23 protein-coding genes, 1 tRNA gene and 1 other annotated feature are annotated in these 23,345 nt (G+C 70.3%); of the genes, 14 read left to right on the forward strand and 10 right to left on the reverse strand.

Features of this window, described 5'->3' with window-relative positions; translation table 11 throughout:
- Window positions 1-41: 41 nt before the first annotated feature.
- Window positions 42-1,205, reverse strand: a complete 1,164-nt coding sequence (locus ACV7NO_RS04780) for an MFS transporter (protein WP_463404877.1) — start codon at window positions 1,203-1,205, stop codon at window positions 42-44.
- A 96-nt stretch (window positions 1,206-1,301) separates the two neighbouring features.
- Between ACV7NO_RS04780 and ACV7NO_RS04785 the strand changes: the two genes are divergently transcribed.
- Complete coding sequence (locus ACV7NO_RS04785) at window positions 1,302-2,207, forward strand: LysR family transcriptional regulator (RefSeq protein WP_463404878.1); 906 nt, start codon at window positions 1,302-1,304, stop codon at window positions 2,205-2,207.
- Between the two features lie 126 nt (window positions 2,208-2,333).
- On the opposite strand, the gene ACV7NO_RS04790 is transcribed toward ACV7NO_RS04785, so the two are convergent.
- Window positions 2,334-2,408 (reverse strand) — tRNA-Thr (locus ACV7NO_RS04790).
- An 84-nt stretch (window positions 2,409-2,492) separates the two neighbouring features.
- On the opposite strand from ACV7NO_RS04790, the gene ACV7NO_RS04795 reads away from it, so the two are divergent.
- Entirely contained in the window at window positions 2,493-2,648 is a 156-nt protein-coding gene (locus ACV7NO_RS04795; RefSeq protein WP_463404879.1) for a hypothetical protein, read from the forward strand.
- A gap of 6 nt (window positions 2,649-2,654) precedes the next feature.
- Here ACV7NO_RS04795 and ACV7NO_RS04800 read toward each other — a convergent pair whose 3' ends face one another.
- From ACV7NO_RS04800 to ACV7NO_RS04810, 3 genes are all read right to left on the reverse strand, one after another.
- Complete coding sequence (locus ACV7NO_RS04800) at window positions 2,655-4,451, reverse strand: aminopeptidase P family protein (RefSeq protein ID WP_463404880.1); 1,797 nt, start codon at window positions 4,449-4,451, stop codon at window positions 2,655-2,657.
- Between the two features lie 66 nt (window positions 4,452-4,517).
- Complete coding sequence (locus ACV7NO_RS04805) at window positions 4,518-5,567, reverse strand: NAD(P)H-dependent flavin oxidoreductase (protein ID WP_463404881.1); 1,050 nt, start codon at window positions 5,565-5,567, stop codon at window positions 4,518-4,520.
- A 348-nt stretch (window positions 5,568-5,915) separates the two neighbouring features.
- Complete coding sequence (locus ACV7NO_RS04810; protein WP_463404882.1) at window positions 5,916-6,281, reverse strand: DUF6481 family protein; 366 nt, start codon at window positions 6,279-6,281, stop codon at window positions 5,916-5,918.
- Between the two features lie 164 nt (window positions 6,282-6,445).
- Window positions 6,446-6,501, forward strand: a sequence feature (sul1 is cis-regulatory element that is thought to sense ions involved in sulfur or methionine metabolism; They are found in Alphaproteobacteria).
- A 25-nt stretch (window positions 6,502-6,526) separates the two neighbouring features.
- On the opposite strand from ACV7NO_RS04810, the gene ACV7NO_RS04815 reads away from it, so the two are divergent.
- From ACV7NO_RS04815 to ACV7NO_RS04840, 6 genes are all read left to right on the forward strand, one after another.
- A complete protein-coding gene (locus ACV7NO_RS04815) occupies window positions 6,527-8,005 on the forward strand; it encodes a SulP family inorganic anion transporter (protein WP_463404883.1) in 1,479 nt (492 codons plus the stop codon).
- Between the two features lie 307 nt (window positions 8,006-8,312).
- Window positions 8,313-10,403, forward strand: a complete 2,091-nt coding sequence (locus ACV7NO_RS04820) for a S9 family peptidase (protein WP_463404884.1) — start codon at window positions 8,313-8,315, stop codon at window positions 10,401-10,403.
- A complete protein-coding gene (locus ACV7NO_RS04825) occupies window positions 10,400-10,852 on the forward strand; it encodes a DUF2059 domain-containing protein (protein WP_463404885.1) in 453 nt (150 codons plus the stop codon). The genes ACV7NO_RS04820 and ACV7NO_RS04825 overlap by 4 nt, the downstream gene beginning before the upstream one ends.
- On the forward strand, window positions 10,849-11,421 hold the full coding sequence (locus tag ACV7NO_RS04830) for a DedA family protein (RefSeq protein WP_463404886.1): 573 nt from the start codon (window positions 10,849-10,851) through the stop codon (window positions 11,419-11,421). The genes ACV7NO_RS04825 and ACV7NO_RS04830 overlap by 4 nt, the downstream gene beginning before the upstream one ends.
- Window positions 11,418-11,810 carry an acyl-CoA thioesterase gene (locus ACV7NO_RS04835; RefSeq protein WP_463404887.1) on the forward strand — a complete coding sequence of 131 codons (393 nt, stop codon included), beginning with the start codon at window positions 11,418-11,420 and terminating at the stop codon, window positions 11,808-11,810. Before ACV7NO_RS04830 ends, ACV7NO_RS04835 begins: the two co-directional genes overlap by 4 nt.
- Before the next feature lie 49 nt (window positions 11,811-11,859).
- A complete protein-coding gene (locus ACV7NO_RS04840) occupies window positions 11,860-12,348 on the forward strand; it encodes a methylated-DNA--[protein]-cysteine S-methyltransferase (protein ID WP_463404888.1) in 489 nt (162 codons plus the stop codon).
- A 135-nt stretch (window positions 12,349-12,483) separates the two neighbouring features.
- On the opposite strand, the gene ppc is transcribed toward ACV7NO_RS04840, so the two are convergent.
- The 3 genes from ppc to ACV7NO_RS04855 all read right to left on the reverse strand — a co-directional run bounded on the left by ppc (window position 12,484) and on the right by ACV7NO_RS04855 (window position 16,292).
- Window positions 12,484-15,162, reverse strand: a complete 2,679-nt coding sequence (ppc, locus tag ACV7NO_RS04845) for a phosphoenolpyruvate carboxylase (protein WP_463404889.1) — start codon at window positions 15,160-15,162, stop codon at window positions 12,484-12,486.
- 54 nt (window positions 15,163-15,216) lie between these two features.
- Window positions 15,217-15,663 carry an EF-hand domain-containing protein gene (locus ACV7NO_RS04850; RefSeq protein WP_463404890.1) on the reverse strand — a complete coding sequence of 149 codons (447 nt, stop codon included), beginning with the start codon at window positions 15,661-15,663 and terminating at the stop codon, window positions 15,217-15,219.
- Window positions 15,664-15,725: 62 nt separating this feature from the next.
- Window positions 15,726-16,292, reverse strand: coding sequence for an HNH endonuclease (locus ACV7NO_RS04855; RefSeq protein WP_463404891.1), 567 nt, complete (start codon window positions 16,290-16,292; stop codon window positions 15,726-15,728).
- Between the two features lie 92 nt (window positions 16,293-16,384).
- Here ACV7NO_RS04855 and gluQRS point away from each other — a divergent pair, with 92 nt between their 5' ends.
- The 5 genes from gluQRS to egtD all read left to right on the forward strand — a co-directional run bounded on the left by gluQRS (window position 16,385) and on the right by egtD (window position 20,479).
- Window positions 16,385-17,257: a tRNA glutamyl-Q(34) synthetase GluQRS gene (gene gluQRS, locus ACV7NO_RS04860; RefSeq protein ID WP_463404892.1), complete on the forward strand. Its 873-nt coding sequence runs from the start codon at window positions 16,385-16,387 to the stop codon at window positions 17,255-17,257.
- A 98-nt stretch (window positions 17,258-17,355) separates the two neighbouring features.
- Window positions 17,356-17,589, forward strand: coding sequence for a twin transmembrane helix small protein (locus ACV7NO_RS04865; protein WP_463404893.1), 234 nt, complete (start codon window positions 17,356-17,358; stop codon window positions 17,587-17,589).
- A gap of 1 nt (window position 17,590) precedes the next feature.
- Window positions 17,591-18,157, forward strand: a complete 567-nt coding sequence (locus ACV7NO_RS04870; protein ID WP_463404894.1) for a cob(I)yrinic acid a,c-diamide adenosyltransferase — start codon at window positions 17,591-17,593, stop codon at window positions 18,155-18,157.
- A gap of 68 nt (window positions 18,158-18,225) precedes the next feature.
- On the forward strand, window positions 18,226-19,497 hold the full coding sequence (gene egtB, locus ACV7NO_RS04875) for an ergothioneine biosynthesis protein EgtB (protein WP_463404895.1): 1,272 nt from the start codon (window positions 18,226-18,228) through the stop codon (window positions 19,495-19,497).
- A gap of 4 nt (window positions 19,498-19,501) precedes the next feature.
- Complete coding sequence (gene egtD / locus ACV7NO_RS04880; protein WP_463404896.1) at window positions 19,502-20,479, forward strand: L-histidine N(alpha)-methyltransferase; 978 nt, start codon at window positions 19,502-19,504, stop codon at window positions 20,477-20,479.
- Window positions 20,480-20,543: 64 nt separating this feature from the next.
- Here the strand turns inward: egtD and ACV7NO_RS04885 are convergent, their stop codons facing one another.
- Both ACV7NO_RS04885 and ACV7NO_RS04890 read right to left on the reverse strand, forming a co-directional pair.
- A complete protein-coding gene (locus tag ACV7NO_RS04885) occupies window positions 20,544-21,398 on the reverse strand; it encodes a lysostaphin resistance A-like protein (RefSeq protein ID WP_463404897.1) in 855 nt (284 codons plus the stop codon).
- The gene (locus ACV7NO_RS04890) at window positions 21,398-22,393 is read right to left on the reverse strand and encodes a DUF1176 domain-containing protein (RefSeq protein WP_463404898.1); all 996 of its coding nucleotides are present in this window, start codon (window positions 22,391-22,393) and stop codon (window positions 21,398-21,400) included. Before ACV7NO_RS04890 ends, ACV7NO_RS04885 begins: the two co-directional genes overlap by 1 nt.
- 62 nt (window positions 22,394-22,455) lie before the next feature.
- Between ACV7NO_RS04890 and ACV7NO_RS04895 the strand changes: the two genes are divergently transcribed.
- Window positions 22,456-23,337: a 3-hydroxyacyl-CoA dehydrogenase NAD-binding domain-containing protein gene (locus ACV7NO_RS04895; RefSeq protein WP_463404899.1), complete on the forward strand. Its 882-nt coding sequence runs from the start codon at window positions 22,456-22,458 to the stop codon at window positions 23,335-23,337.
- Window positions 23,338-23,345: the final 8 nt, after the last annotated feature.

Here is a 23,345-nt window from a genome sequence, read left to right on the forward strand (position 1 = left end):
CGGCGTGATCCGGTCGTTTGCGGATCGCGCCGACGCACGCGTCACGCCGGGCATGAGGCCGACTGCCGCCGTTGCCCGGTCGCCAGCAATGTCGCCAGCGCCGCCGCCGCCATCGCCGCGCCCGCGAGCGCCACGGCCGGCAGGCCCAGCCCCGCGCCGATCACCCCGCCGCCGAGCGCCGCGCCGATCGCGTTGCCTAGGTTGAATGCGCCGATGTTCATCGCCGAGGCGAGGTTCGGCGCTTCGGCGGCGGCCTCCATCACCCGCATCTGCAACGGCGGCACGATCGCGAAGCTGGCGATGCCCCAGATCAGGATCGCCACCGCGACCGGCAGCGGCCAGTGCATGACGCCGGCGAACACCACCAGCACTGCGGCGAGCACGCCGAAGCTGCCTACCAGCGTCCGCTCGATCGACCGGTCCGCCAGCCGCCCGCCCAGCGTGTTGCCGATCGTCAGCCCGATGCCGTACAGCATCAGCATCGCAGTGACGAAGCCGGTCGAGGCATGCGTCTCCTCGCGCAGGATCGGGACGATGTAGGTGAACACCGTGAACATCGCGCTCGCCCCGACGACGGTCAGCGCCAGCGCCGCCAGCACCGGACCGCGCGTGAGAACCCGCAGTTCGGCGCGCATGTCGCTGACGGTAGTGACAGGCAGCGGCGGCAGCGCCAGCCTAAGCGACAGCATCGCCACTGCCCCCACGCCGGCGATCCCGGCAAACGCGGTACGCCAGCCCAGCACCTCGCCGGCCCATGTCGCCAGCGGCACGCCGCCGATCGTCGCCACCGTCAGCCCGGTGAACATCGCCGCCACCGCGCCCGCGCGCTTGTCCGCAGGCACCAGCCCGGCCGCCACCACCGATCCGACGCCGAAGAAGGCACCGTGGTTGAACGAGGTGACGACGCGCGCGATCATCAGCGTCCAGTATCCGTCCGCCAGCGCCGACAGCGCGTTGCCGAGCGTGAAGATGCCCATCAGCCCGACCAGCAGCGTCCGCCGGTCGATCCGCCCGGTGGTCAGCGTCATCAATGGCGCACCGATCAGCACCCCCATCGCATAGGCGCTGACCAGCAGCCCCGCCGCGGGGATCGACACCCCGAGATCGCTGGCGATGCCGGGCAGCATCCCCATCGGCGCGAATTCGGTCACGCCGATGCCGAACGCGCCCGTGGCCAGCGCGAGCAGGGGGAGGTTGAGGCGCATGACGAACGATCCTTTGTTGCTCGTGCCGAGATGATGACTTGCGCGACCGTCCGGTAGCCGGAGAATGGGACCAGCAGCGTTGCTTCGGAGTCACAAATGGACGTAGGCGGTCGATCGGGAGAAATGGCGGTGTTCGCCAGTGTCGCGGCGCAGGGCAGCCTGTCGGCGGCGGCGCGAGCGCTGGGACTGACGCCGTCGGCGGTCAGCCGCATCGTCGCGCGGATCGAGGCGCGGCTGGGTGTGCGGCTGCTGGTCCGCACCACGCGCGCGCTGGCGCTGACCGGGGAGGGCGAGGCGTATCTGCGCGCCGCGCGCCGCATCCTCGCCGATCTGGCGGAGGTGGAGGGCAGTATCGCCGATCAGGCGTCGCCCCGGGGCCGGCTGCGCGTCACCGCGTCGCTGGCGCACGGGCGGCTGTTCGTCGTGCCGCTGCTCGGCGATTTCACCGCGCGCTATCCCGGCATCCTCGTCGACCTCAACCTGTCGGACCGGATCGTCGATGTGCTGGCCGGGCAGGCGGATGTCGCGATCCGCTTCGGCCAGCTTGCCGATAGTCCGCTCACCGCGCGCAAGCTGGGGGAGACGGGGCGGGTGGTCGTCGCCTCCCCCGCCTATCTGGAACGGCACGGCAGGCCGCAGGTCCCCGACGACCTGCTCGCGCACAATTGCCTCAGCTTCAACTTCCGGCGTGCCGAACCGGGCTGGCCGTTTCGCGAGGACGGCCGCGGGCGCGCGCTGGCCGTGACGGGATCGATCGAGGCGAACAACGGCGAATCGCTCGCCCAGCTTGCCCGCGCCGGCGTCGGCATTGCGAGGGTCGGGCGGTTCGCGGTGGAGGACGACCTCGCCGCAGGCCGGCTGGTGCCGCTGCTGGAGGCGTACAATCCGCAGGACCGCGAACCGCTCCATGCCCTGTTCGTCGGCGGTTCGACCATGCCGGCGCGGGTGCGGGTGTTCGTCGACTTTCTGGCCGGGAGACTCGACGCTTCTGGCGTCGGATGAGCGCCCGCCAACAGGGGGCCAAAACAGGCTATCGACGGACTCTGCCGACAATGGCCTGTCCTGACCCATCGCAAGCAGCCTCTGTCGAGGCCTCGTTCCGCCAAACGGCGGAAATATCAGAAAAAATGGTGCTGCCGGTGAGGATTGAACTCACGACCTCAGCCTTACCAAGGATGCGCTCTACCACTGAGCTACGGCAGCACTCCGCCCCGCGGGGCAGGCGCGCCTAAGAGCGGAGGGCGGGGCGATTGTCAAGGCGCGTCGATGCGGTTAGCGAAATTCGCGATGACCCGATCCCCGGATTCCCCCGCCGACCCGCAGGCCGAGCGCGCCGCGCGGCTGGCGGACCAGCTTCGCGCGAACCTGAGAAAGCGCAAGGCGCAGGCGCGGGGCGCCGATCCCGCCGCATCGCCCGGGCCGGCGCGCGTCGCGGACGACTAGCGCGGGTCACGCCATCGGCGCGCAGCGTGCCGCAAGCCATGCCCGGTCGTCGTCCGCCAGTACCGGGCCGATCACCGCTACGACCTTCGCATGATAGGCGTCCAGCCATGCCAGCTCAGCCTTCGTCAGCAGCGCGGTGTCGATCAGGTCGCGGTCGATCGGGGCGAAGGTGAGCGTTTCGAACCCCAGCATCGCGGCCTCGCCGCCCGCGGGTGTGCGCTCCTCGACGAGCAGCAGGTTCTCGATCCGGATGCCATAGTCGCCCGCCTTGTAGTAGCCGGGTTCGTTCGAGAGGATCATGCCGCTCTGGAGCGGCTCGAACGGCCCGCTGCCGCCATAGCCGGGCTTCGCGATCCGCGCGGGCCCCTCGTGCACCGACAGGTAGCTGCCGACGCCGTGGCCGGTGCCGTGCGCATAGTCTAGGCCTGCCTGCCATAACGGCGCGCGCGCTAGCGTGTCGAGCTGCGCGCCGACGGTGCCCGCGGGGAAGACCGCGGTGGCGAGCGCGATGTGGCCCTTCAGCACGCGGGTGAAGCGATCGCGCATCTCCGCTGTGGGCGGACCGACGGGGACGACGCGGGTGAGATCGGTGGTGCCGTCGGCATATTGGCCGCCCGAATCGATCAGGTAGAGCTGGCCGGGCTCGATCGCGGCGTTCGTCGCCTCGGTGACGCGGTAGTGCGGGCTGGCGCCGTGCGCGCCGGTCGCGGAGATCGTGTCGAACGACGTGTCGCGCAGCACCCCGCTCTCCTCGCGCAGTGCCAGCAGCTTCGCGGCGGCGGACAATTCGGTCTCGCCGCCCCTGGGCGCGGCATCCGCGATCCAGCGCAGGAAACGCGTGACCGCCGCGCCGTCGCGCACGCTGGCGGCGCGGTGGCCGGCGACCTCGGCGGGGGTCTTGCGCGCTTTGGGGATCAGCGTGGGGTCGCGCCGTGCGACGACGATCGCGCCGCCCGCCTCGAGCGCCTGCGTGATCGCGGCGACCGCCAGCGCGGGATCGGCGGCGACGCGCTGGCCCGCAAAGCCGGACAGCGCCCCCGCGAACGCGGCGCGATCATGGACGCGCACCGCGTTGCCGAGGTGCTGCGCGACCGCGTCGGTCATCTTCTCCGGCGCGACGAAGAGGTCCGCGGTGCCGTCCGCGTTGACGATCGTGTAGGCGAGCGCGACCGGGGTATGCGCGACGTCGGCGCCGCGCATGTTCATCAACCACGCGATCGAATCGAGCGCGGTCAGGACGACCGCGTCGGCGCCCTCGTGCTCCAGCCAGTCCGCGATCCCGGCGCGCTTGTCGGCGGAGGTCCGCCCGGCCAGCGCCTCGTCATGCACCGACAGCGGCGCGGGGGAGGGCGCGGGGCGATCGGGCCATACCGCGTCGACCGGGTTGTGCGCGACCGCGACCAGCGTCGCGCGCTTCGCGGCCATCGCGGCGTTCGCCTCCGCGACCCATGAGGCCGTGTGGAGCCACGCGTCGTAGCCGATCCGCGCATCCTCCGGCACATGCTCCGCCAGCCATGCCGCCACGCTCGTCTCAGGCACGCCGACATAATCCCAGTCATCGCCCGAAACCTGCTCGCGGACCTGGAGCGTGTAGCGTCCGTCGGTGAAGATCGCGGCGGTGTCCGCCAGCACCACCGCGCTGCCCGTGGACCCTTCGAACCCGGTCAGCCAGGCGAGTCGCTGGGCGTAGGCGCCGACATACTCGCTCATATGCTCGTCGGTGAGGGGGACGACGACGCCGTCGAGGCCATCGCGCGACAGCTGGTCGCGCAGCGCGGCGAGGCGGGTGGAATGGATCGACATGCGGCAGGCCCTGTTGCGGATCGGAGTTGCGGATCGGATCGCGCCATCCTGCCAGATCGGGCGGCGTCAGGACAACCGCGCCTCTGCGGCCAGCGTCGCGACGAGGTCGCGCGCGGGCATTGCGCGGGCCAGCGGCGCGCCCTGGCCCGCCCAGTGCGCGCCATAGCCATGGTCGCCCCGCGCGGTCGCGGCGGCGTGGAGCGCCTTGCCGGCGTCGTAGGCGACGGGATAGGCGGGCGGGGTCGCGTGGAGCGCCTCGCCGAGCGCGACGAAGGCGTTGGGCAGGCAGCGCGCGGGGCGGCCCGAGATCGCACGCGTCATCCGGGTGTGATGCGAGCCGGGCCCGAGCAGCGCGGCGCGATAGGCCGCGTCCGCCCGCGATTCGGGGCACGCGACGAAGGCGGTGCCCAGCTGCGCGCCGACTGCGCCGAGTGCCAGCGCGGCGGCGATCCCCGCGCCGTCCATGATGCCCCCCGCCGCGATCACCGGCAGCGTGCCGTCGCGGACGAGCAGGCGGGTGAGCGCGAGCGTGCCGAGCCCGTCGTCCGGCGCGTCTGGATCGAACATGCCGCGATGCCCGCCCGCCTCGATCCCCTGCGCGACGATCGCGTCGACGCCCGCGGCAGCACAGGCGCGCGCCTCGGCGGGCGAAGTCGCGGTCGCGAGGAGCCGCGTGCCCGCCTGCTTCAACGCGGCGATCGCGGCGGGGGCGGGGAGGCCGAAATGAAAGCTGACGACGGGCACCCGCGCCGTGACGAGCGTCGCCAGCATCGCGGCGTCCTCGACGAAACTGCGATAGACCGGCCGGAGCGCGGGCGGCGGCAACGCGCCATGATGCGCGAAGGTCGGCGCGAGCGCCGCTCGCCATGCGGCCTCCCCCGACGGATCGGCGGCGGGCGGGGCGTGCGCGAAGACGTTGACGTTGAACGCGCACGCGGTGCGCTGCTGCACCGCGGCGATCGCGGCTGCCGCGTCGTCGGGCGTCATCGCGCCGATCGCGATCGATCCGAGCCCGCCCGCCTCGCACACCGCGGCGGCCATCGCGGGCGTCGACACCCCCGCCATCGGCGCCTGGACGATCGGGAGCGGGGCGAGGATCCGGCGAAGCGCGGTCATGGGCCCGGTCTAGCGCCGATCGACGTTCGGGGAAACCGATCGCCTCGATCGTCACCCCGGACCGGTTCCGCGGCCCACCCATCCACAACCGTCGGCTACATGGCTTCCCATGACGCCGACTGCCGCACCGTGGACCGGTCAACCCGTCACTCAGGCGTCGAGCCGGGGTGACGAGATCCTTCCGGGAGTCCGGGTCCGTCGACCTGAGCGTCGATCGGTCCCGGCCGGTTCATTCCCGGGCCGCTCAGCGGCAACGGTCCGCAACGGTCACGACGATCGCGATCGCGAATGCCGGGGATGCCGGACATTCGGATCGCGCCGAAGGTCTGGCATCCCGGCGACCCCGCGTTACTTGCGCGCCTTGCGGGCGGCGTAGCGGGCGTCGCGGAGGGCCTTGCGCATCTCGTCAGTCATCGCCGCCTTCGGCGCGCGCGCGATGCGTTCGGCTTCCTCGGCCTCCGCCTTCGCGGCGGCTTCGGCGGCGGCCTCGGCGGCGCGGGCTTCCTTCTCGGCCCTGGCGGCGGCCTCGGCCTCGGCCTTCAGGCGGCGCTTCTCGGCGGCGGCGGCGTCCTTGCGCTCCTGCGCGGCCAGACGCTCGGCGACGACCGCCTCGTCGACCGGCGGCTTGTTGCGCAGCGTCTCGAGCGCCTTGGCCTTGGCGTCGCGCGAGAGCGCGGCGCGCTCTGCAAAATCGGGAACCTTGAAACCTGCCATGTGGGTCGTGCTATCCGTTTCTTGTATCGGTGGGGAATGCGAGTCGGGCGCGGCCGTTGGTGCCGACGCCGTGCGCCCTGTACGCGCAAAACCCCGAATCGACCAAATCGTACCGCCGTCCGGGTTGCACATAGGCATGACAGGCCGCTAGGATAAGGGCCTTCGACGGACCCGGCGCGTTGCCGGGTGGCTCGGCCCGGCGCCTATCCCCGGGACAATTTCCGCATCCCGGACCCCGCTCCATCATGACCATCACCGCCACGCTTCGCCGCGACTGGCTCTCGAACCCGCGTGCCGACATCCTTGCCGGCATCGTCGTCGCGCTCGCGCTGATCCCGGAGGCGATCGGCTTCTCGATCATCGCGGGCGTCGATCCGCGCGTCGGGCTCTATGCCTCGGTCGCGATCGCGATCACCATTTCGCTGCTGGGCGGACGGCCGGGGATGATCTCCGCGGCCACCGCCGCGGTCGCGGTCGTCGTCGTCCCGCTCGTGAAGGCGCACGGCGTCGACTATCTGTTCGCGGCGACGATCCTGATGGGCGCGATCCAGATCGTCGCGGGCGCGCTGCGGCTCGATCTGGCGATGCAGTTCGTGTCGCGCTCGGTCGTCACCGGGTTCGTCAACGCGCTGGCGATCCTGATCTTCATGGCGCAGCTGCCGCAGCTGGTCGGCATGGGGTGGCAGACCTGGGCGATGGTCGCGGGTGGGCTCGCGATCATCTATCTGTTCCCGCGGGTGACGAAGGCGGTGCCGTCGCCGCTGGTCGCGATCCTCGTCCTGTCGGTGCTGAGCATCCTCACCGCCGCGCCGGTCAACACCGTCGCCGACATGGGGGCGCTGCCGCAGGGGCTGCCCAGCCTCGTCCTGCCGAACGTCCCGCTGACGTGGGAGACGCTGGCGATCATCGCGCCCTATTCGCTGACGATGGCCGCGGTCGGCCTGCTCGAATCGCTGCTGACCGCGCAGATCGTCGACGACATGACCGATACCGACAGCGACAAGCGTCGCGAATGCGCGGGTCAGGGGGCGTCGAACATCGTCGCGGCCTTAGTCGGCGGGATGGGCGGGTGCGCGATGATCGGCCAGTCCGTCATCAACGTCACGTCGGGCGGTCGCGGGCGGTTGTCGACCTTCGTCGCGGGCGCGTTCCTTCTGTTCCTGCTCGCGGTGCTGGGGCCATGGGTGGGGCAGGTGCCGATGCCAGCCCTCGTCGCGGTGATGGTGATGGTGTCGATCGGCACGTTCAGCTGGAACTCGATCCCGAACCTCAGGCGCCACCCGCCCACCTCGTCGATCGTGATGCTGACGACGGTCGTCGTCGTGGTCGCGACGCACGATCTGGCGAAGGGCGTGCTGGCGGGCGTACTGCTGTCGGGCATCTTCTTCGCGGGCAAGGTGCGCCGGATGTTCGCAGTGGAGCGCGAGGCGGCGCATGACCGTGCGGTGTACCGGGTGACGGGGCAGATCTTCTTCGCCTCGGTCGACCGGTTCGCGCGCGCCTTCGCCGTGCCGGAGCCGTGCCAGCGGGTCGTGATCGACGTGACCGCGGCGCATTTCTGGGACATCTCCGCGGTCGGCGCGCTCGACAAGGTGGTCGCGCGGTTGCGCCGCGAGGGCGCTGCGGTCGACGTCCACGGCTACAATGCGGCGAGCGCGGACCTGGTCGACCGGTTCGCGCTCCACGACAAGACGGGGGTCGAGATGGGTGCCGTACCGCATTGAACTCATGCCCTTCCGTTCGCCCTGAGCCTGTCGAAGCCTGTCCTGAGCGCTTGCCTTGGCAGACAGTCGAAGGGGGCTGTCCTCTGCGCGGCACCCGCCGCCCGTCACTCTGGCCTTGAGCCGGAGTCTTCCTTCTGATGTCCGCTTGGAAAGAAGCGGGACCCCGGATCAAGTCCGGTGTGTTTGGGATGTTGGCCGCGCGCCATGAATGGCGATGCGCTCCGGAAAGGGCGGTGCTTCGACCGGCGCAGCACGAACGGGGAAAGGGTGGTTCAACCCGGCCCGGAATGGCTCTAGGGCAGGGGGCATGACCATGATCCCTCCCGTCGCCGAGACCCGCCCGCATCGCTACACCGCCCACGGCGTCACCATCGACGATCCGTACGCGTGGCTGCGCGATCCGAACTATCCCGAGATCGACGACCCGGATGTGCTCGCCTATCTCGAGGCCGAGAACGCCTATTTCGAGCGCATCATGGCGCCGCACCAGCCGCTGGTCGACCGGCTCTACGAAGAGATGAAGGCGCGGATCAAGGAGGACGAATCCTCGGTCCCGCAGAAGGACGGCGAGTGGCTCTACTGGACCGATTACGAAACCGGCGGCCAGTATCGGCGCTGGTGGCGCCGGCCCGTCGCGGGCGGCGCGGACGAGCTGCTGATCGACGAGCCCGCGCTGGCGGAGGGACACGACTATTTCCGCCTCGGCGCGCTGGCGATCAGCGAGGACGGGCGGATCGCGGCCTATTCGATCGATGACGACGGCGCGGAACGCTACACGATCCGGTTCAAGGCGCTCGCCGGCGGTCCGTCGGTGGACGACGCGATCGAGGGCGCGGCGGGCAAATGGGGCGACGATTCGATCGAGGGGGCGATCGGCAACATCGTCTTCACCAGCGACGGGCGCGGCATCCTCTATGGCCTGACCGACGAGCATTGGCGCACGCGCACGATCAAATACCATGTGCTCGGCACGCCGGCCGCGGATGACGTGACGCTCTATTACGAGGACGATCCGGTCTATTCGGTCGGCGTCGAGCAGACGAGCGACCGGCGCTGGATCGCGATCGTCGCGAGCGGGCACGACACCAGCGAGATCCGCCTGCTGCCCGCGAACGATCCGCTGGCGACGCCAATCCTCGTCGCCCCGCGGCAGCAGGGCCGCGAGTACGATGTCGACACGCATGGCGACACGCTGTTCATCCACACCAACGACACCGATCCGATGTGGCGGCTCGCGACCGCCTCGATCGATGCGCCGGGTGAGTGGCAGGAGCGGATCGCGGCGTCGGCGAACTTCTACATGACCGGGGTCGAATGCTACCGCGACTTCTTCGTGGTCGAAGGGCGCGAGGACGGGCTCGACCAGATCGATATCCATGCCTATTCGGGCGACGCGCCGACGCGGATCGCGTTCCCCGAGGGCAGCTATGCCGCGGGCCTCGGCGACAATCCCGAATATGACCAGACCGTGCTGCGCCTGGGCTATGAATCGATGGTCACGCCGGGGACCGTATACGACTATGACGTCGCTGCGGCTGCGATGACGGTGCTGAAGGTGCAGGAGATCCCGTCGGGCTATGACGGCGCCAGCTATCGCACCGAGCGACTGAAGATCGCGGCGCGCGACGGGACGCAGATTCCCGTCTCGATCGTCTACCCCGCCGGGTTCGCGAAGGACGGCACGGCGCCGCTGTTCCTCTATGCCTATGGCGCGTACGGCCACGCGATCGCGCCGGGCTTCTCGACCGGGCGGCTGAGCCTGCTCGACCGCGGCTTCGCCTATGCGATCGCGCATATCCGCGGCGGCGACGATCTGGGCCAGCAATGGTATCACGACGGCAAGCTGGAGAAGCGCACCAACACCTTCACCGATTTCGTCGATGTCGCGAAGGGACTGGTCGCGGACGGCTGGACCGGTGCGGGGCGGATCGCGATCGCGGGGCGATCGGCGGGCGGCGAGCTGATGGGCGCGGTGGTGAATTCCGACCCCGGTCTGTGGGGCGCGGTGATCGCCGACGTGCCGTTCGTCGACGTGCTGAACACGATGCTCGACCCCGATCTGCCGCTGACGCCGGGCGAATGGCCCGAATGGGGCAACCCGATCGAGGACAAGGCGGCGTTCGACCTGATCCGCAGCTACAGCCCCTACGACAACGTGACCGCGCAAGGCTATCCGCCGCTGTTCATCTCGGGCGGGCTCAACGATCCGCGTGTGACCTATTGGGAGCCCGCGAAATGGGCCGCCAAGCTGCGCGCGACCAAGACCGACGACCACGTCCTGCTGCTCAAGACCAATATGGGCGCGGGCCATGGCGGCAAGTCCGGCCGGTTCGAGAGCCTTCGCGAGGGGGCGGAGGAGCATGCGTTCGTGCTGTGGCAACTGGGGGTGGAGGGATGATCGCGCTCGCGTTGCTGTTCGCGCAGGCGCTGACGGCCACGCCCGCGCCGTCGGCCAAGACGCTGGCGCTGGCGGAGCGGGTCGCGGGATCGGGCACGTTTTCGCGGCTCGCGCCGGCGATGATCGCGGACCGGACCGAGGCGCTGGTGCGCGACGCCAAGGGCCTGACCGCCGCCGAGCAGCGCGATCTCCGTCGCCAAGCGAAAGTGCAGGCGGACACCGCGTTCGCGCGCGTTCGCCGTGACATGGCGCTGGCCTACGCACAGCGGCTGTCGCCCGCCGATCTGAAGGCGATCGCCGCATTCAACGAATCGCCCGTCGCGCGTCGCTATGCCGATGCGACGCCGCTCGCGGTCGCCGCGGCGCAGCGGGCGATGGCGTCGTTCGACCTCGCCAAAGCGACGCGCGGGGCCTTCTGCACACGCACCGGGAAGCTCTGCACGCCGTGACCATCGAGTCGATCATCACCGAGTACGGCCTCGCCGCGGTGTTCCTCGGCGCGGGGATCGAGGGCGAGACCGCGGTCGTCACCGGCGGGATCCTCGCGAACCAGGGCCTGTTGCTGCTGCCAGCGACGATGGTCGCGGCGGCGGCGGGATCGTTCGTGGCGGACCAGCTGTTCTTCGCGGGCGGGCGGCATTATCGCGACCATCCGCGCGTCACCCGGATCATGGCGAAACCCGCCTTCGCGCGCGCCAAGGGCCTGATGGAGCGCCACCCGATCGGCTTCATCTTCGCGTTCCGCTTCCTCTACGGTTTGCGGACGGTCAGCCCGATCGCGATCGGCACCACCGCGGTATCGACCCGGACGTTCATGATCCTGAACGCTGCCGCCGCGGCGCTGTGGGGCGTGCTGTTCTCCGCGATCGGCTATCTGTTCGGCGACGAATTCATCGCGCTGCTGGCGAAGCTCCACCCGCATGGCCACAAGGCGCTGTGGATCCTGGGCGCGGCCGCGATCCTGTTCGCCGCGTTCACGCTGGTCCGCCTCGCGATCGGCAGGATCCGGCGGCGATGACGCGCTTCAGCCAAGCCTTCACCGCGGCGGCGGCGGACATCGACGAGCTCGGCCACGTCAACAATGCGGTGTGGGTGCAATGGGTCCAGCGGCTCGCGACCGCGCATTGGGAGGCGGTGGCGCCCGCGGAGCACCAGGCCGCCTATGTCTGGGTCGTGACGCGCCACGTCATCGACTATCGCGGCAACGTGGCGGAGGGCGAGACGGTGACCGGCGAGACCTGGGTGCCCGAACCGCCCAAAGGTGCGCGGTTCGACCGGCACTTCGCGTTCACCGGGGCGGACGGCCGGGTCCGCGTCGAGGGCGTGACGACCTGGGCGCTGATCGATCGCGCTACGGGTAAGCTGCTGCGCGTCCGTCCCGAAATCGCGGCGCCCTTCATGTTTTGAGCGCAAGCCGCGGGATGCGCGCCGGCGGCGGAGCGGGCAGGGTGCGCGGATGAGCGATGCCTTCACCCATCTCGACTCGCCGGTCGGCCGGCTGACCCTCGTCGCGAGCGACCGCGGGCTCGTCGCGATCCTGTGGGAGGACGACCGGCCAGGCCGCGTGGCGTTGGGCGATAGGGTCGATGCGCCCGACCATCCGGTGCTGGTCGAGGCGTCGCACCAGCTGCGCGCGTATTTCGCGGGCAAGCGCACGGTGTTCGATCTGCCGCTCGACGCGCGCGGGACGCCGTTCCAGACGGCGGTGTGGGCGGCGCTGCGGACGATCCCCCATGGCGAGACGCGCAGCTATGGCGCGATCGCGGCGCAGATCGGCCGACCGTCCGCGTCGCGCGCGGTGGGCGCGGCGAACGGGCGTAACCCGATCTCGATCGTCGTGCCCTGCCACCGCGTGATCGGCGCGAGCGGGGCGCTGACGGGGTTTGCGGGCGGGATCGCGGCGAAGGAGTTTCTGCTTGGGTTGGAGCGGGGGAGGCTTCTCTAATGACAATCCGTACCCCGGCGCAGGCCGGGGCCCAGTCTCGGCGCGAAGCGCCGAAAGCGCTGCCGCGAATGATTCTTGGTGGGGCTGGGCCCCGGCCTGCGCCGGGGTACGGTGCGCCTGTTTCTACCCGCTGCCCTACCCGCTGTTCCTGAGCGCCGTCGCGATCGCGTTGATCGACAGCAGGATGCCCTCGCCGATCCGCGCATCGTCGTCGCCCGCGCGGTGGCGCTTCATCAGCTCGATCTGGAGCAGGTTGAGCGGCTCGATATAGGGCAGCCGCAGCCGGATCGACGCTTCGAGCGCGGGATGCTTTTCGAGCAGCCGCGACTGCCCGGTCGCGAGCAACAGGCCATCGTGCGTCTGCTGCCATCCGTCGCGGATCGTGCCGAAGATCCCGCGCAAGGACTCGTCCTCGACGAGCCCGGCATAGCGCGCCGCGATCCCCATGTCGGATTTGGCGAGCACCATCTCCATGTTCGCCAGCGTCGCGGCGAAGAACGGCCAGCCCTGCGCCATCTCGGCGAGCAGCGCCTTGTCCTCGAAGTCCGCGATCGCCTTGCCGACGCCGTACCAGCCCGGCAGCATCACGCGCGCCTGCGCCCAACTGAACACCCACGGGATCGCGCGGAGGTCCTCGATCGCGTCCGATTTCTTGCGGCTGGCGGGGCGGCTGCCGATTTTGAGGCCGCTGATCTCCGCGATCGGCGTCATCTGGCGGAAGAAGGTGCGGAAACCCTCGGTCTCATAGACCAGCCCGCGATAGGCGCGGAACGCCGACGCTGACAGCGTGTCCATCGCCGCGCCGAACGCCGCGCTCTCGCCGTTCGACAGCCGGTCGGGCTCGAGACTGGCGAGCAGCGTCGCGGAAGCCATCGCCTCCAGATTGGTCGCCGCACTCTCGCGCGTGCCGTATTTGCCCGCGATCACCTCGCCCTGTTCGGTGATGCGGATCCGGCCCTGGACGGTGCCCGGCGGCTGCGCGCGGATCGCGGCGAACGACGATCCGCCCCCGCGGCCCACCGCGCCGCCGCGGCCGTGGAACAGCTGCATGCCGACGCCCGCCGCCTCGAACACCGGTTTCAGGGCGGTCGACGCCTTCGACAGCGACCAGGTCGAGGTCAGGTAGCCGCCGTCCTTGTTCGAGTCCGAATAGCCGATCATCACTTCCTGATGCCCGCGCGCGCGGGTGATCGCGGCGATTTCGGGCAGCGCGAACCACGCGGTCATCACACCGGGCGCGGCTTCGAGATCGCCGATCGTCTCGAACAGCGGGACGGCCATGATCGCCGCGGTGGGGCTGTCACCCGGCCGGTACACACCGACCTCCTTGAGCAGCAGGTTCACCTCGAGCAGGTCGCTGACCGACATCGCCATCGACACGATATATTGCCGGATGCACGCCGCGCCGTATTTCGCGTGCGCGTCCGCCGCCGCCTGGACGATCGCGAGCTCGCCCGCGGTTTCCTCCGAATAGGTCGAAAAGCGGCTGGCGAGCGGGCGCGCGTTCGACAGTTCGCCGCGCAGCAGCGCGACGCGCGCGTCCTCGTCGAGCGCGGCATAGTCGTCGCACACCCCGGCGGACTTGAGCAGTTCGGCGACTACGCGCTCGTGCACCGCGCTGTTCTGCCGCAGGTCGAGCGTGGCGAGATGAAAGCCGAAGATCTCGACCGCGCGGATCAGCCGCCCCAGCGCGCCGCTCGACGACAGCGATCCGCCGCCCGCATCCGCCAGCCCGCGCGCGATCGCGACGAGGTCCGCGCGGAACGCTGCGGGGTCGGGATAGGCCTCGCCCTTCAGCCCGGCGGGGCGCGGCGGCTGCTTGCCCACCAGCACGACGAAGGTCGCCGCCAGACGTGCGTACACGCCCGACAGCGCGCGCCGGTACGGCTCGTCGCTGCGCGTCTCCGCGGTGTCGCCGCTCGCCTCCGCCAGCGCCAGTACCGCGTCGGCGACGGGGGCATGGTTCGACGAGATCGACAGTTCGGCGCCCAATGCGTGGAGCTGGTCGAGATAATGGCCCAGCACCGCCTCGCTCGCCTTGGCCAGCGCGGTGCGCAGCGAATCGGCGGTGACGAAGGGATTGCCGTCGCGGTCGCCGCCGATCCAGCTGCCCGGCTTCAGGAACCCCGGCGTCCGCTCGCCCAGCGCACGGTCCCAGCGCTGGTACAGCGCGGGCAGAACCGGGAGGAACACGTCGCGCAGATAGCTGAGCGCGGTCTCCACCTCGTCGGCGACGTACAGTCGCTCGCGGCGCAGCACCCGCGTCTGCCACAACAGCGCGACCTGGCGGACGATGCCCTCGTCGATGCTGTCGCCGTCGGGGGTCGTCTCCAGTCCGCGGTCGCGCATCGCCAGCAGCTGCGCGATCCGGTTGCGGTGGTCGATCATCGACTTGCGGCGGACTTCGGTCGGGTGCGCGGTCAGCACAGGCGCGATGAGCGCATGGTCGAGCAACGCGATCACCGCAGCCTTGTCGACGCCTTCGCCCGCCAGCCGCTCCAGCGCGGCTGCGATGTCCGCGCCCTCCTCCGCGGCGATCCCCTGGCGGTCCTCGGCGAGGTTGGCGAGCATCGAGAACAGCATGAAGCCGCGGACGAAATCGAGCGTCTCGTCGAGCGAGAGCGCCTCGAGATGGCGGTCGTCCGGCGCTCCGTCGTCATTCGGCCCATCCTTGTGGCGGCGGACGGAGGCGGCGCGGATCGTCTCGGTCGCCTCGAACAGCCGGTCGCCGCCATAGGCGCGGATCACGTCGCCGAGGACGCGGCCCAGATAGACGATGTCGGGGTTGTTCGTGATAGCGGGAAGCGATGCCATGTAATCATGTTGCACTGCGGCATGCCTCAGGTCAACGATCATTGCCCAACGCCGCTACCGCCCGGCCGGGGCCGGGGACGCGCCGGCACCGGGTTCGATCGCGGCGGCGATCGCGGCGGGGCGTTCGCCCTTCTCGGCGCGCTCGCGCTCGTCGCTGGTCACGCTGCCGTCGCGGTTGAGGTCCATCGCATCGAACCGCTGCAACGTGCCCTCGCTCCATTCGCTCTTGGTGATCCTGCCGTCGCCGTTGCGGTCGAGCAGGCGGATCCGGTCGGCGCGGTCGGCGGGGATCTCCTCGTCGCTCAACTCGTCGTTGCCGTCATGGTCGAGCCGGTTGAAGCGGCGCTCCGACATGCCGCCATAATCGAGCCGCGAGGTGACGGTGGGCGGGGTGAAGTTCGCCGCCGCCTTCGCATCGGCTTCCGCCTGCTCCTGCGCCTTGTTCTCGCCACAGGCGGTCAGCAGCAGCGCGGCGCAGATCAGCGCGAAGGTCGATCGCATGGACATATCCCCGGACAGATGACGTTTCGGATGCGCAACGCACGACGCGGGGAACGGTGCCGTCAGGCCTCCAGCTCGACATCCCAGTAGAGCCAGTCGCGCCACGTATCGTGGAGATAGTTGGGCGGAAAACGCCGGCCATGTTCCTGGAGCTGCCAGTTGGTCGGGCGGATCGGCGCGACGTGGAGCGGCATGTGCGCCTGCTTGGGTGTCCGCCCGCCCTTTTTCAGGTTGCATGGCGCGCACGCGGTGACGACATTCTCCCATGTCGTCCTCCCGCCCTGCGCGCGGGGCACGACGTGATCGAACGTCAGGTCCTTCGCGATGCCGCAATACTGGCACGCGAAGGTATCGCGCAGGAACAGGTTGAACCGGGTGAAGGCGGGAAATTGCGAGGGTCGGACGAACTGCTTCAGCGCGATGACCGAGGGCAGCTGCATCGTCCGCGTCGGGCTGTGCACCGTGCGCTCGTAATGCGCGACGATATCGACGCGGTCGAGGAACACCGCCTTGACCGCGGTCTGCCACGGCCAGACGCTCAGCGGGTAATAGGACAGCGGAGTATAGTCCGCGTTCAGTACCAGCGCCGGGCACCCGTCGGGGTGTCGCATAAGATCGGGGTGAAACACGCGCCCTCCCTTGCCTGCCCCCTGCTTTCGCGTGGAAGCGTGACCGCATGATGACAGCAGCCAATTCGCCCGGTCAAGTCTTGGCGGGTCCAGTGCCGGACGGAACGCCGGTCACCACGCGCTTCGCGCCGAGCCCGACCGGGCGGCTCCACATGGGGCACGCGCTGTCCGCGATCCGCGCGCATGATTTTGCGCGCGCGCGCGGCGGGCGGTTCCTGCTGCGGATCGAGGACATCGACGGGACGCGAAGCCGGGCCGAGCATGTCGACGCGATCCTCGCCGATCTCGCCTGGCTCGGGCTGGAATGGGACGGCGCGGTGATCGTCCAGTCGCAGCGGCTGGCGCTGTACGAAGCGGCGCTCGACCGGCTGCGGGCCGAGGGGCTGCTCTATCGCTGCGCCTGCACGCGCGCGGAGATCGCGGCGAGCGCGAGCGCCCCGCACGGTGCGGTCGCGGCCTATCCGGGGACGTGCCGCGGGTCCGATCCGACCGCGCATGCAGACGTGCCGCATTGCTGGCGGCTCGACATGACGGCGGCGCTCGCACGTACCGGCCCGCTCGCCTGGACGGATCACGGTCGCCCGATCGCAGCCGACGGCGCCGCAGCGGGCGACGTCGTCCTCGCGCGCAAGGATGCGCCCGCCAGCTATCACCTGGCGGTCACGGTCGACGATGCCGCGCAGGGCGTCAGCGACGTGGTTCGCGGCGTCGACCTGTTCGAGGCGACGCACGTCCACCGCGTGCTCCAGGCGCTGCTCGGGCTGCCGGTGCCGCGCTACCACCACCATCCGCTGATGCTGGGTACGGACGGCCGCCGCCTCGCCAAGCGCCACGGCGCGCCGACGCTCGCGACGCTGCGCGAAGGCGGTGGGGACGGCCGCGCGCTGGCGGATCGGCTGCGCGCGGGCATTGAGACCAGGACCACCGTCACCCCGGACTTGATCCGGGGTCCCGCGTTCTTCTGAACGAGGACGAGAAGCGGGACCCCGGATCAAGTCCGGGGTGACGACGGGACGATGCACCGTGCTTTCAAACCGCCCCGCAAGCGCCTAGGCTCATCCCCATGGGCAACACGATCCTCATCATCCTGCTGGTCGCCGCGATGGCCGGCACCGTCTATGCGCTCGTCCGGGGGATCATCGCGTTCCTTCAGGAAGGCGCCGCGCAGGTGAAGAACGGGGAGGGGCCGAGCCCCGCGGCGCTCAAATCGAACAAGATGATGCAGATGCGCATCCTGTTCCAGGCGATCGCCGTGCTGATCGTCGTGATCCTGCTGTTCGCGGCGGGTCGCACCTGACTTGGTAAAGCTCAACCGCATCTACACACGCACCGGCGACGCGGGCACGACCGGGCTGGTCGACGGCAGCCGCGTCGCCAAGACCGATGCACGGATGGTCGCGATCGGCGATGTTGACGAGGCGAACAGCGCGATCGGCGTCGCGATCATGTCGATCGGCGCGCACCCACTGGCGGCGGCGCTCGCGCGGATCCAGAACGACCTGTTCGATCTCGGCGCCGATCTCGCGACGCCCGCGACCGAGGGCGACGATTTCGCGCCGTCCCAGATGGTGCTGCGCATCGTCCCCGCGCAGGTCGAGCGGCTGGAGCGCGAGATCGACGCGCTCAACGCCGACCTGTCGCCGCTCACGAGCTTCATCCTGCCCGGCGGCGCGGGGGCGAGCGTCCACCTCGCGCGTGCGATCGTCCGGCGGGCGGAACGCAGCGCGGTCGCGATTCCGGCGGCGATCAATCCCAGCGCGCGTAGCTATCTGAACCGATTGTCGGATTTTCTGTTCTGCGCCGCGCGCGCGGTGAACAAAAACGGGGCGGACGACGTTCTGTGGGTGCCGGGGGCGATGCGATGATCTGACACGTCGTGCGTCCATGTTCTCGGCGGGTCCGTCCCCGTTCGAGCGACACGGAAGGTTCGCGCATGCAAGTTCCCGCCCCGATTTCCCGTACCGACGCCGATCCGCTGGCCGATCGCTATGCCGCTGCCCGCGCGCTGACGCTGGCGCTCGCCGCGCCGCTCTCGGATGCCGACGCCACCGCCCAGTCGATGGACGACGCTTCGCCCGCCAAATGGCATCTGGCGCACACGACGTGGTTCTTCGAGACGTTCGTGCTGCGCGATCACGTCGCCGGCTACCAGCTCCACGACGAACGCTTCCCGTTCCTGTTCAACAGCTATTACGAGGCGGAAGGGCGTCGGCACGCGCGCGGGCGTCGCGGCATGGTGACGCGCCCGACGCTCGACGAGGTCCGCAGCTATCGCGCCGCGGTCGACGCCGCGATGATCGCGGCGCTGCCGGTGCTGGGCGAGGATGCGAGGACGCTCGTCGCGCTCGGCTGCCATCACGAGGAGCAGCATCAGGAACTGCTCGTCACCGACATCCTTCACCTGTTCTCCGAGAACCCGCTTGAGCCCGCGGTCTGGCCCGCCGCGCCCAAGGTGCCCGTCGCGATGCCCGCCCCGATCGTGTGGATCGCGCACGACGAAGCGATCATCGAGATCGGCCACATGGGCGACGCGTTCGCGTTCGATTGCGAGGGGCCGCGCCACCGCGCGCTCGTGCCCGCGCATGCGATCGCGGATCGTACGGTCACCAACGGCGAGTGGGCCGCGTTCATCGCCGATGGCGGCTATCGCGACGCGGGGCTGTGGCTGTCGGACGGCTGGGCCTGGGTCCAGCGCGAGGGCATCGTCGCACCGCTCTATTGGGAGCAGCGCGACGGCGCGTGGACGCGGTTCGGGCTCGACGGCCGCCGCGCGATCGATCCCGCCGCGCCGGTGACGCATGTCAGCTTCTTCGAGGCGGACGCCTATGCGACATGGGCGGGCGCGCGCCTGCCGACCGAGTTCGAATGGGAAGCCGCCGCCGCCGCGCACGATGCGTCGGGCGGCAACCAGATGGACGCCGCGGGCCCGGTCGAGCCGCGCCCCGCAGCAGGATCAGGCGGGGGCCCCGCCTTCTTCGGCGACGTCTGGGAATGGACCGGCAGCGCCTATCGCCCCTATCCCGGTTTCGCGACCGCCGACGGCGCGGTCGGCGAGTATAACGGCAAGTTCATGAGCGGGCAGTTCGTCCTGCGAGGCGGGTCGTGCGCCACGCCGCGGGGGCATGCGCGCGCCAGCTACCGCAACTTCTTCTATCCGCACCAGCGCTGGCAGTTCACCGGCGTCCGGCTCGCGAAGGATATCTAGACCTATGCTCAAGCAAGAGATCGAGGACGGCCAGCGCTCGCTCGCCGATCCGCAATTCCGTGCCGACGTCCTCGCCGGGCTCGAACGCCGCCCGCGCGCGATCCCCGCGCGCTGGTTCTACGACCGCCGCGGGTCGGAGCTGTTCGAGGCGATCACCGACCTGCCCGAATATTATCCGACCCGCACCGAGATCGGCATCCTCGAAACGCTGTGCCCGACGCTGGCGGAGCGCATCGGCACCGGCCGTGCGGTCGTCGAGTTCGGTTCGGGCTCGTCGACCAAGACGCCGATCCTGCTGCGCTCCACCGCGCCTGCCGCCTATGTTCCGATCGATATCTCGGGCGATTTCCTGCGCGAATCGTCGCGGATGCTCGCCGCGCAGTTCCCGGACCTTCCGGTCCATCCCGTCGAGGCCGATTTCATGCGGCCGATCGCGCTCCCCCGCGGGATCGCGGTGATGCCGAAGCTGGGATTCTTCCCAGGCTCGACGATCGGCAACATGACGCCGCTCCACGCGGTCGACCTGCTCCGCGCGATGCGCGCGTCGCTGGGAGAGGGCGCGATGCTGCTGATCGGGATGGACCGGATCAAGGGGGCGGACGTGCTCGTTCCTGCCTATGACGACGCGGCGGGGGTGACGGCGGCGTTCAACATGAACCTGCTGGCGCGGATTGATCGCGAACTCGACGGCACGATCCCGCTCGACGCGTTCGCGCACAAGGCGGTGTGGAACGACGATCGCGCGCGGATCGAGATGCACCTGGAGGCACTGCGCGACGTCGCCTTCACCGTTGATGGCCGCGCGTTCGACATGGCGGCGGGCGAGACGATCCACACCGAGAACAGCCACAAATACGGCGAACGCGACGCCCGCATCCTGCTGCGCAGCGGCGGCTGGACCCCGATCGAGACGTGGACCGACCCGCAAGGCCTGTTCGCGGTCTATCTGGCGGAGGCGCAGCCGGAGCGCCCGGCGCCGTAGATCAAAACGGGCGTATCTTTACCCCCGTTGGTTTCGAGCGAAGTCGAGAAACGTCGTGCGGGCGCTAATGGTGGCGGTTGGCCTCCACTCGCCAAGTCGCCCGCATCACCACCGCGAACACCGCCGCCCCCACGACGATCGCCGACACCGACGCCTCCGGCCCGAACGCGCCGCCCGTCAGGATATCGGGCACCCCCGGCACCGGCGCGCTGACGAACAGGCTCCCGCGCTCGGCATGTCCCGACACGCTCGCGCCGAAGACGGGCCCCTGCATGAAGTTCCACGCCGCGTGGACCCCCACCGATACCCAGATCCGCCCGGTCAGCAGATAGAACGCCGCGAGCATCAGCCCCGCCTCCACCGCGATCGCGATCGCCGCGACCGCCGAGGCGTTGGGGTTGGCGAGGTGCAGTGCGCCGAACAGCGCCGCCGACACCAGCAGCGCGGGCCACGTCCCGAACGCGCGCACCAGCAGCCGGAACACGATCAGCCGCACCAGCAGCTCCTCCGCGAACCCCGCCCGCAGCGCGCCGAGGATATCGTCCTGCCACCCGGTCCACACGCCCGGCGCCATCGTGTACGCGCCGCCGAGCCTGAGGCTGGCGAACACCAGCGCGAACATCCCCGCGCCGATCGCGCACCCGATCGCCAGCTCGCCCAGCAACGGCCGTGGCGCGACCTCCTGCGCCATGCGCCGCTCGCCCCAACGCACCGCTCCCGCATAGGCGAGATAGGCGATCAGGATCATCAGAGGCTTCAGGATCGCGGGATCGAGGCCCGCGCGGTTGAGCCATCCGGGATAGAGCAGGAACGACGCGACCACGAACAGCAGCACCATCCAGCCGAGCGCGCGCGCCCAGCCCCAGCGCCCGGGCGCCAGCACGCCGCTCTCGCCCGCGACGAAGGGCACGCGCCGCATCACTTGCGCACCACGCGCGCGCGCCACGTCGTGATCTGATCGATCGATCCGCGACATTCGCCCATCTCCGCCTGCTCGACGAGGCGCAGCATCGTGCCGTCCCACGCCAGCGTCTGGCTGACCCCGCAATCGCCGATCCCGCGACCCTTGGCGTAACTGGTGACGAGGCCCTTTTCGACATCGCCGTTGACGAGTTGCGCCGGGCCGGGGCCGCCGTCGCCCTCGTCGAAACCGATGGGCGCATCGGTGCGCGCGGGTACGGGCGCGCCGCGCGCGCGCAAGACGAACAGCGCCGACGACAGGTTGTACGCCCCTGTCGAGCAGGGCAGCATCACCAGCGTCCGGCCACCGCCCAGGGCGTAGCTCTGCGGCGTCAGGTCGACGCCGGTCGCATCGGGCAGGTCGCACTTCGCGGCCTTTCGCATCGCGGCGATCTGCGCGCTGGTCGGCGTGGCGGGCGTGCCCGACGGCGCGATCGCGGTGACGACGGGCAGCGCGGGGGCGGCGGGCACCGCGCTCGCCGGCGCGGGCCCCTTCGCGACCGCGGCGGTGACGCCGCCGACGCGCCCCTGCGTCGCATCGATATAGCGCAGCGCCGCCGCGACACCGGCGAGCGACAGCGTGCCGACTCGCTTGCCGCCCGTGCCCGTCACCACCAGCGCGGTGGCGTTCGCGATCGCCGCGACGAACGCCGCGCCCGCCTTCGGATCGAGCCTGCGCCCGTCGACCGACGCACCCAGCGGTGCGCCGTCATGGTCGCCATAGTCCACGCTGAACGTCCCGGCAGGCCCCGCCTCGCGCGTGATCTTCACCGCCGCCGCGGGCTGGTCGCCCGCGTCCTGCGGCCCCAGCGCGATCATCTGGCAGCGCAGCGTGTTGTCGCATCCCACCGTCCAGTCGCGGAACGTCTTGAGCGCGCCCGGCTTGACCTGCGCGGCGGCTGGTGGCGCGAGCGCGACGGCGAGCGTCGCCACGGCGAATAGCGTACGGATCATGGCTTCCCCCTTGTTTCCCCGTGGGTATAGGCTGGCACACGGGATTTTCGAAGGACGGATCTATGCAGGCGGTTGGGCAGGTGGTTGGCGTGATCGGGGCGGGGCAGATGGGCGCGGGGATCGCGCAGGTGTCCGCGCAGGCGGGCTATCGCGTGCTGCTGTCGGACGTGTCGATCGAGCGCGCCGAGGCGGGCAAGGCGGGGATCGCGAAGGCGCTCGCGCGGCTGGTCGACAAGGAGAAGATCGCCGCCGACGCGCGCGACCGCACGCTGGAGCGGATCGAGCCCGTCGCGGGTGTCGACGCGATGGCGGAATGCGCGCTGGTGATCGAGGCCGCGACCGAGCGCGAGGATATCAAGCGCCAGATCTTCGCCGCGGTCGGCGCGGTGCTGGGCGCGGATGCGATCCTCGCCTCCAACACCTCGTCGATCCCGATCACGCGCCTGGCGCAGGCATCGCCCGACCCGGCGCGGTTCGTCGGCGTGCATTTCTTCAACCCCGTGCCGGTGATGGGGCTGATCGAGCTGATCCGCGGGCTCGCGACCAGCGACGCGACGGTGGCGAGCGTCGAGGCCTATGCCGCCGCGCTCGGCAAGCGCGTGGTCCACGCCAACGACGCGCCGGGCTTCATCGTCAACCGCGTGCTGATGCCGATGCTCAACGAGGCGTGTTTCGCGCTGGGCGAGGGCGTGGCGACGATCGCGGACATCGATGCGGCGGTGCAGCTCGGGCTCAACCATCCGATGGGGCCGCTGACGCTCGCCGACTTCATCGGGCTCGACACCTGTCTCGAGATCACGCGCGTGCTGTTCGAGGGCACCGGCGATCCCAAGTTCCGCCCCGCCCCGCTGCTGGTGAAATATGTCGAGGCGGGCTGGTACGGCCGCAAGACGAAGCGCGGCTTCTACGACTATTCGGGCGAGACGCCCGTGCCGACGCGCTGAGGGGATGC

The organism is Sphingomonas sp. Ell38C01, assembly GCF_055231975.1.

Bases quoted from the DNA above. Each gene is read 5' to 3' on its own strand.
- ACV7NO_RS04780 (WP_463404877.1), bottom strand. From the start codon at position 1,205: ATGCGCCTCAACCTCCCCCTGCTCGCGCTGGCCACGGGCGCGTTCGGC.
- ACV7NO_RS04785 (WP_463404878.1), top strand. From the start codon at position 1,302: ATGGACGTAGGCGGTCGATCGGGAGAAATGGCGGTGTTCGCCAGTGTC.
- ACV7NO_RS04795 (WP_463404879.1), top strand. From the start codon at position 2,493: ATGACCCGATCCCCGGATTCCCCCGCCGACCCGCAGGCCGAGCGCGCC.
- ACV7NO_RS04800 (WP_463404880.1), bottom strand. From the start codon at position 4,451: ATGTCGATCCATTCCACCCGCCTCGCCGCGCTGCGCGACCAGCTGTCG.
- ACV7NO_RS04805 (WP_463404881.1), bottom strand. From the start codon at position 5,567: ATGACCGCGCTTCGCCGGATCCTCGCCCCGCTCCCGATCGTCCAGGCG.
- ACV7NO_RS04810 (WP_463404882.1), bottom strand. From the start codon at position 6,281: ATGGCAGGTTTCAAGGTTCCCGATTTTGCAGAGCGCGCCGCGCTCTCG.
- ACV7NO_RS04815 (WP_463404883.1), top strand. From the start codon at position 6,527: ATGACCATCACCGCCACGCTTCGCCGCGACTGGCTCTCGAACCCGCGT.
- ACV7NO_RS04820 (WP_463404884.1), top strand. From the start codon at position 8,313: ATGACCATGATCCCTCCCGTCGCCGAGACCCGCCCGCATCGCTACACC.
- ACV7NO_RS04825 (WP_463404885.1), top strand. From the start codon at position 10,400: ATGATCGCGCTCGCGTTGCTGTTCGCGCAGGCGCTGACGGCCACGCCC.
- ACV7NO_RS04835 (WP_463404887.1), top strand. From the start codon at position 11,418: ATGACGCGCTTCAGCCAAGCCTTCACCGCGGCGGCGGCGGACATCGAC.
- ACV7NO_RS04840 (WP_463404888.1), top strand. From the start codon at position 11,860: ATGAGCGATGCCTTCACCCATCTCGACTCGCCGGTCGGCCGGCTGACC.
- ppc (WP_463404889.1), bottom strand. From the start codon at position 15,162: ATGGCATCGCTTCCCGCTATCACGAACAACCCCGACATCGTCTATCTG.
- ACV7NO_RS04850 (WP_463404890.1), bottom strand. From the start codon at position 15,663: ATGCGATCGACCTTCGCGCTGATCTGCGCCGCGCTGCTGCTGACCGCC.
- ACV7NO_RS04865 (WP_463404893.1), top strand. From the start codon at position 17,356: ATGGGCAACACGATCCTCATCATCCTGCTGGTCGCCGCGATGGCCGGC.
- egtB (WP_463404895.1), top strand. From the start codon at position 18,226: ATGCAAGTTCCCGCCCCGATTTCCCGTACCGACGCCGATCCGCTGGCC.
- egtD (WP_463404896.1), top strand. From the start codon at position 19,502: ATGCTCAAGCAAGAGATCGAGGACGGCCAGCGCTCGCTCGCCGATCCG.
- ACV7NO_RS04885 (WP_463404897.1), bottom strand. From the start codon at position 21,398: ATGCGGCGCGTGCCCTTCGTCGCGGGCGAGAGCGGCGTGCTGGCGCCC.
- ACV7NO_RS04890 (WP_463404898.1), bottom strand. From the start codon at position 22,393: ATGATCCGTACGCTATTCGCCGTGGCGACGCTCGCCGTCGCGCTCGCG.
- ACV7NO_RS04895 (WP_463404899.1), top strand. From the start codon at position 22,456: ATGCAGGCGGTTGGGCAGGTGGTTGGCGTGATCGGGGCGGGGCAGATG.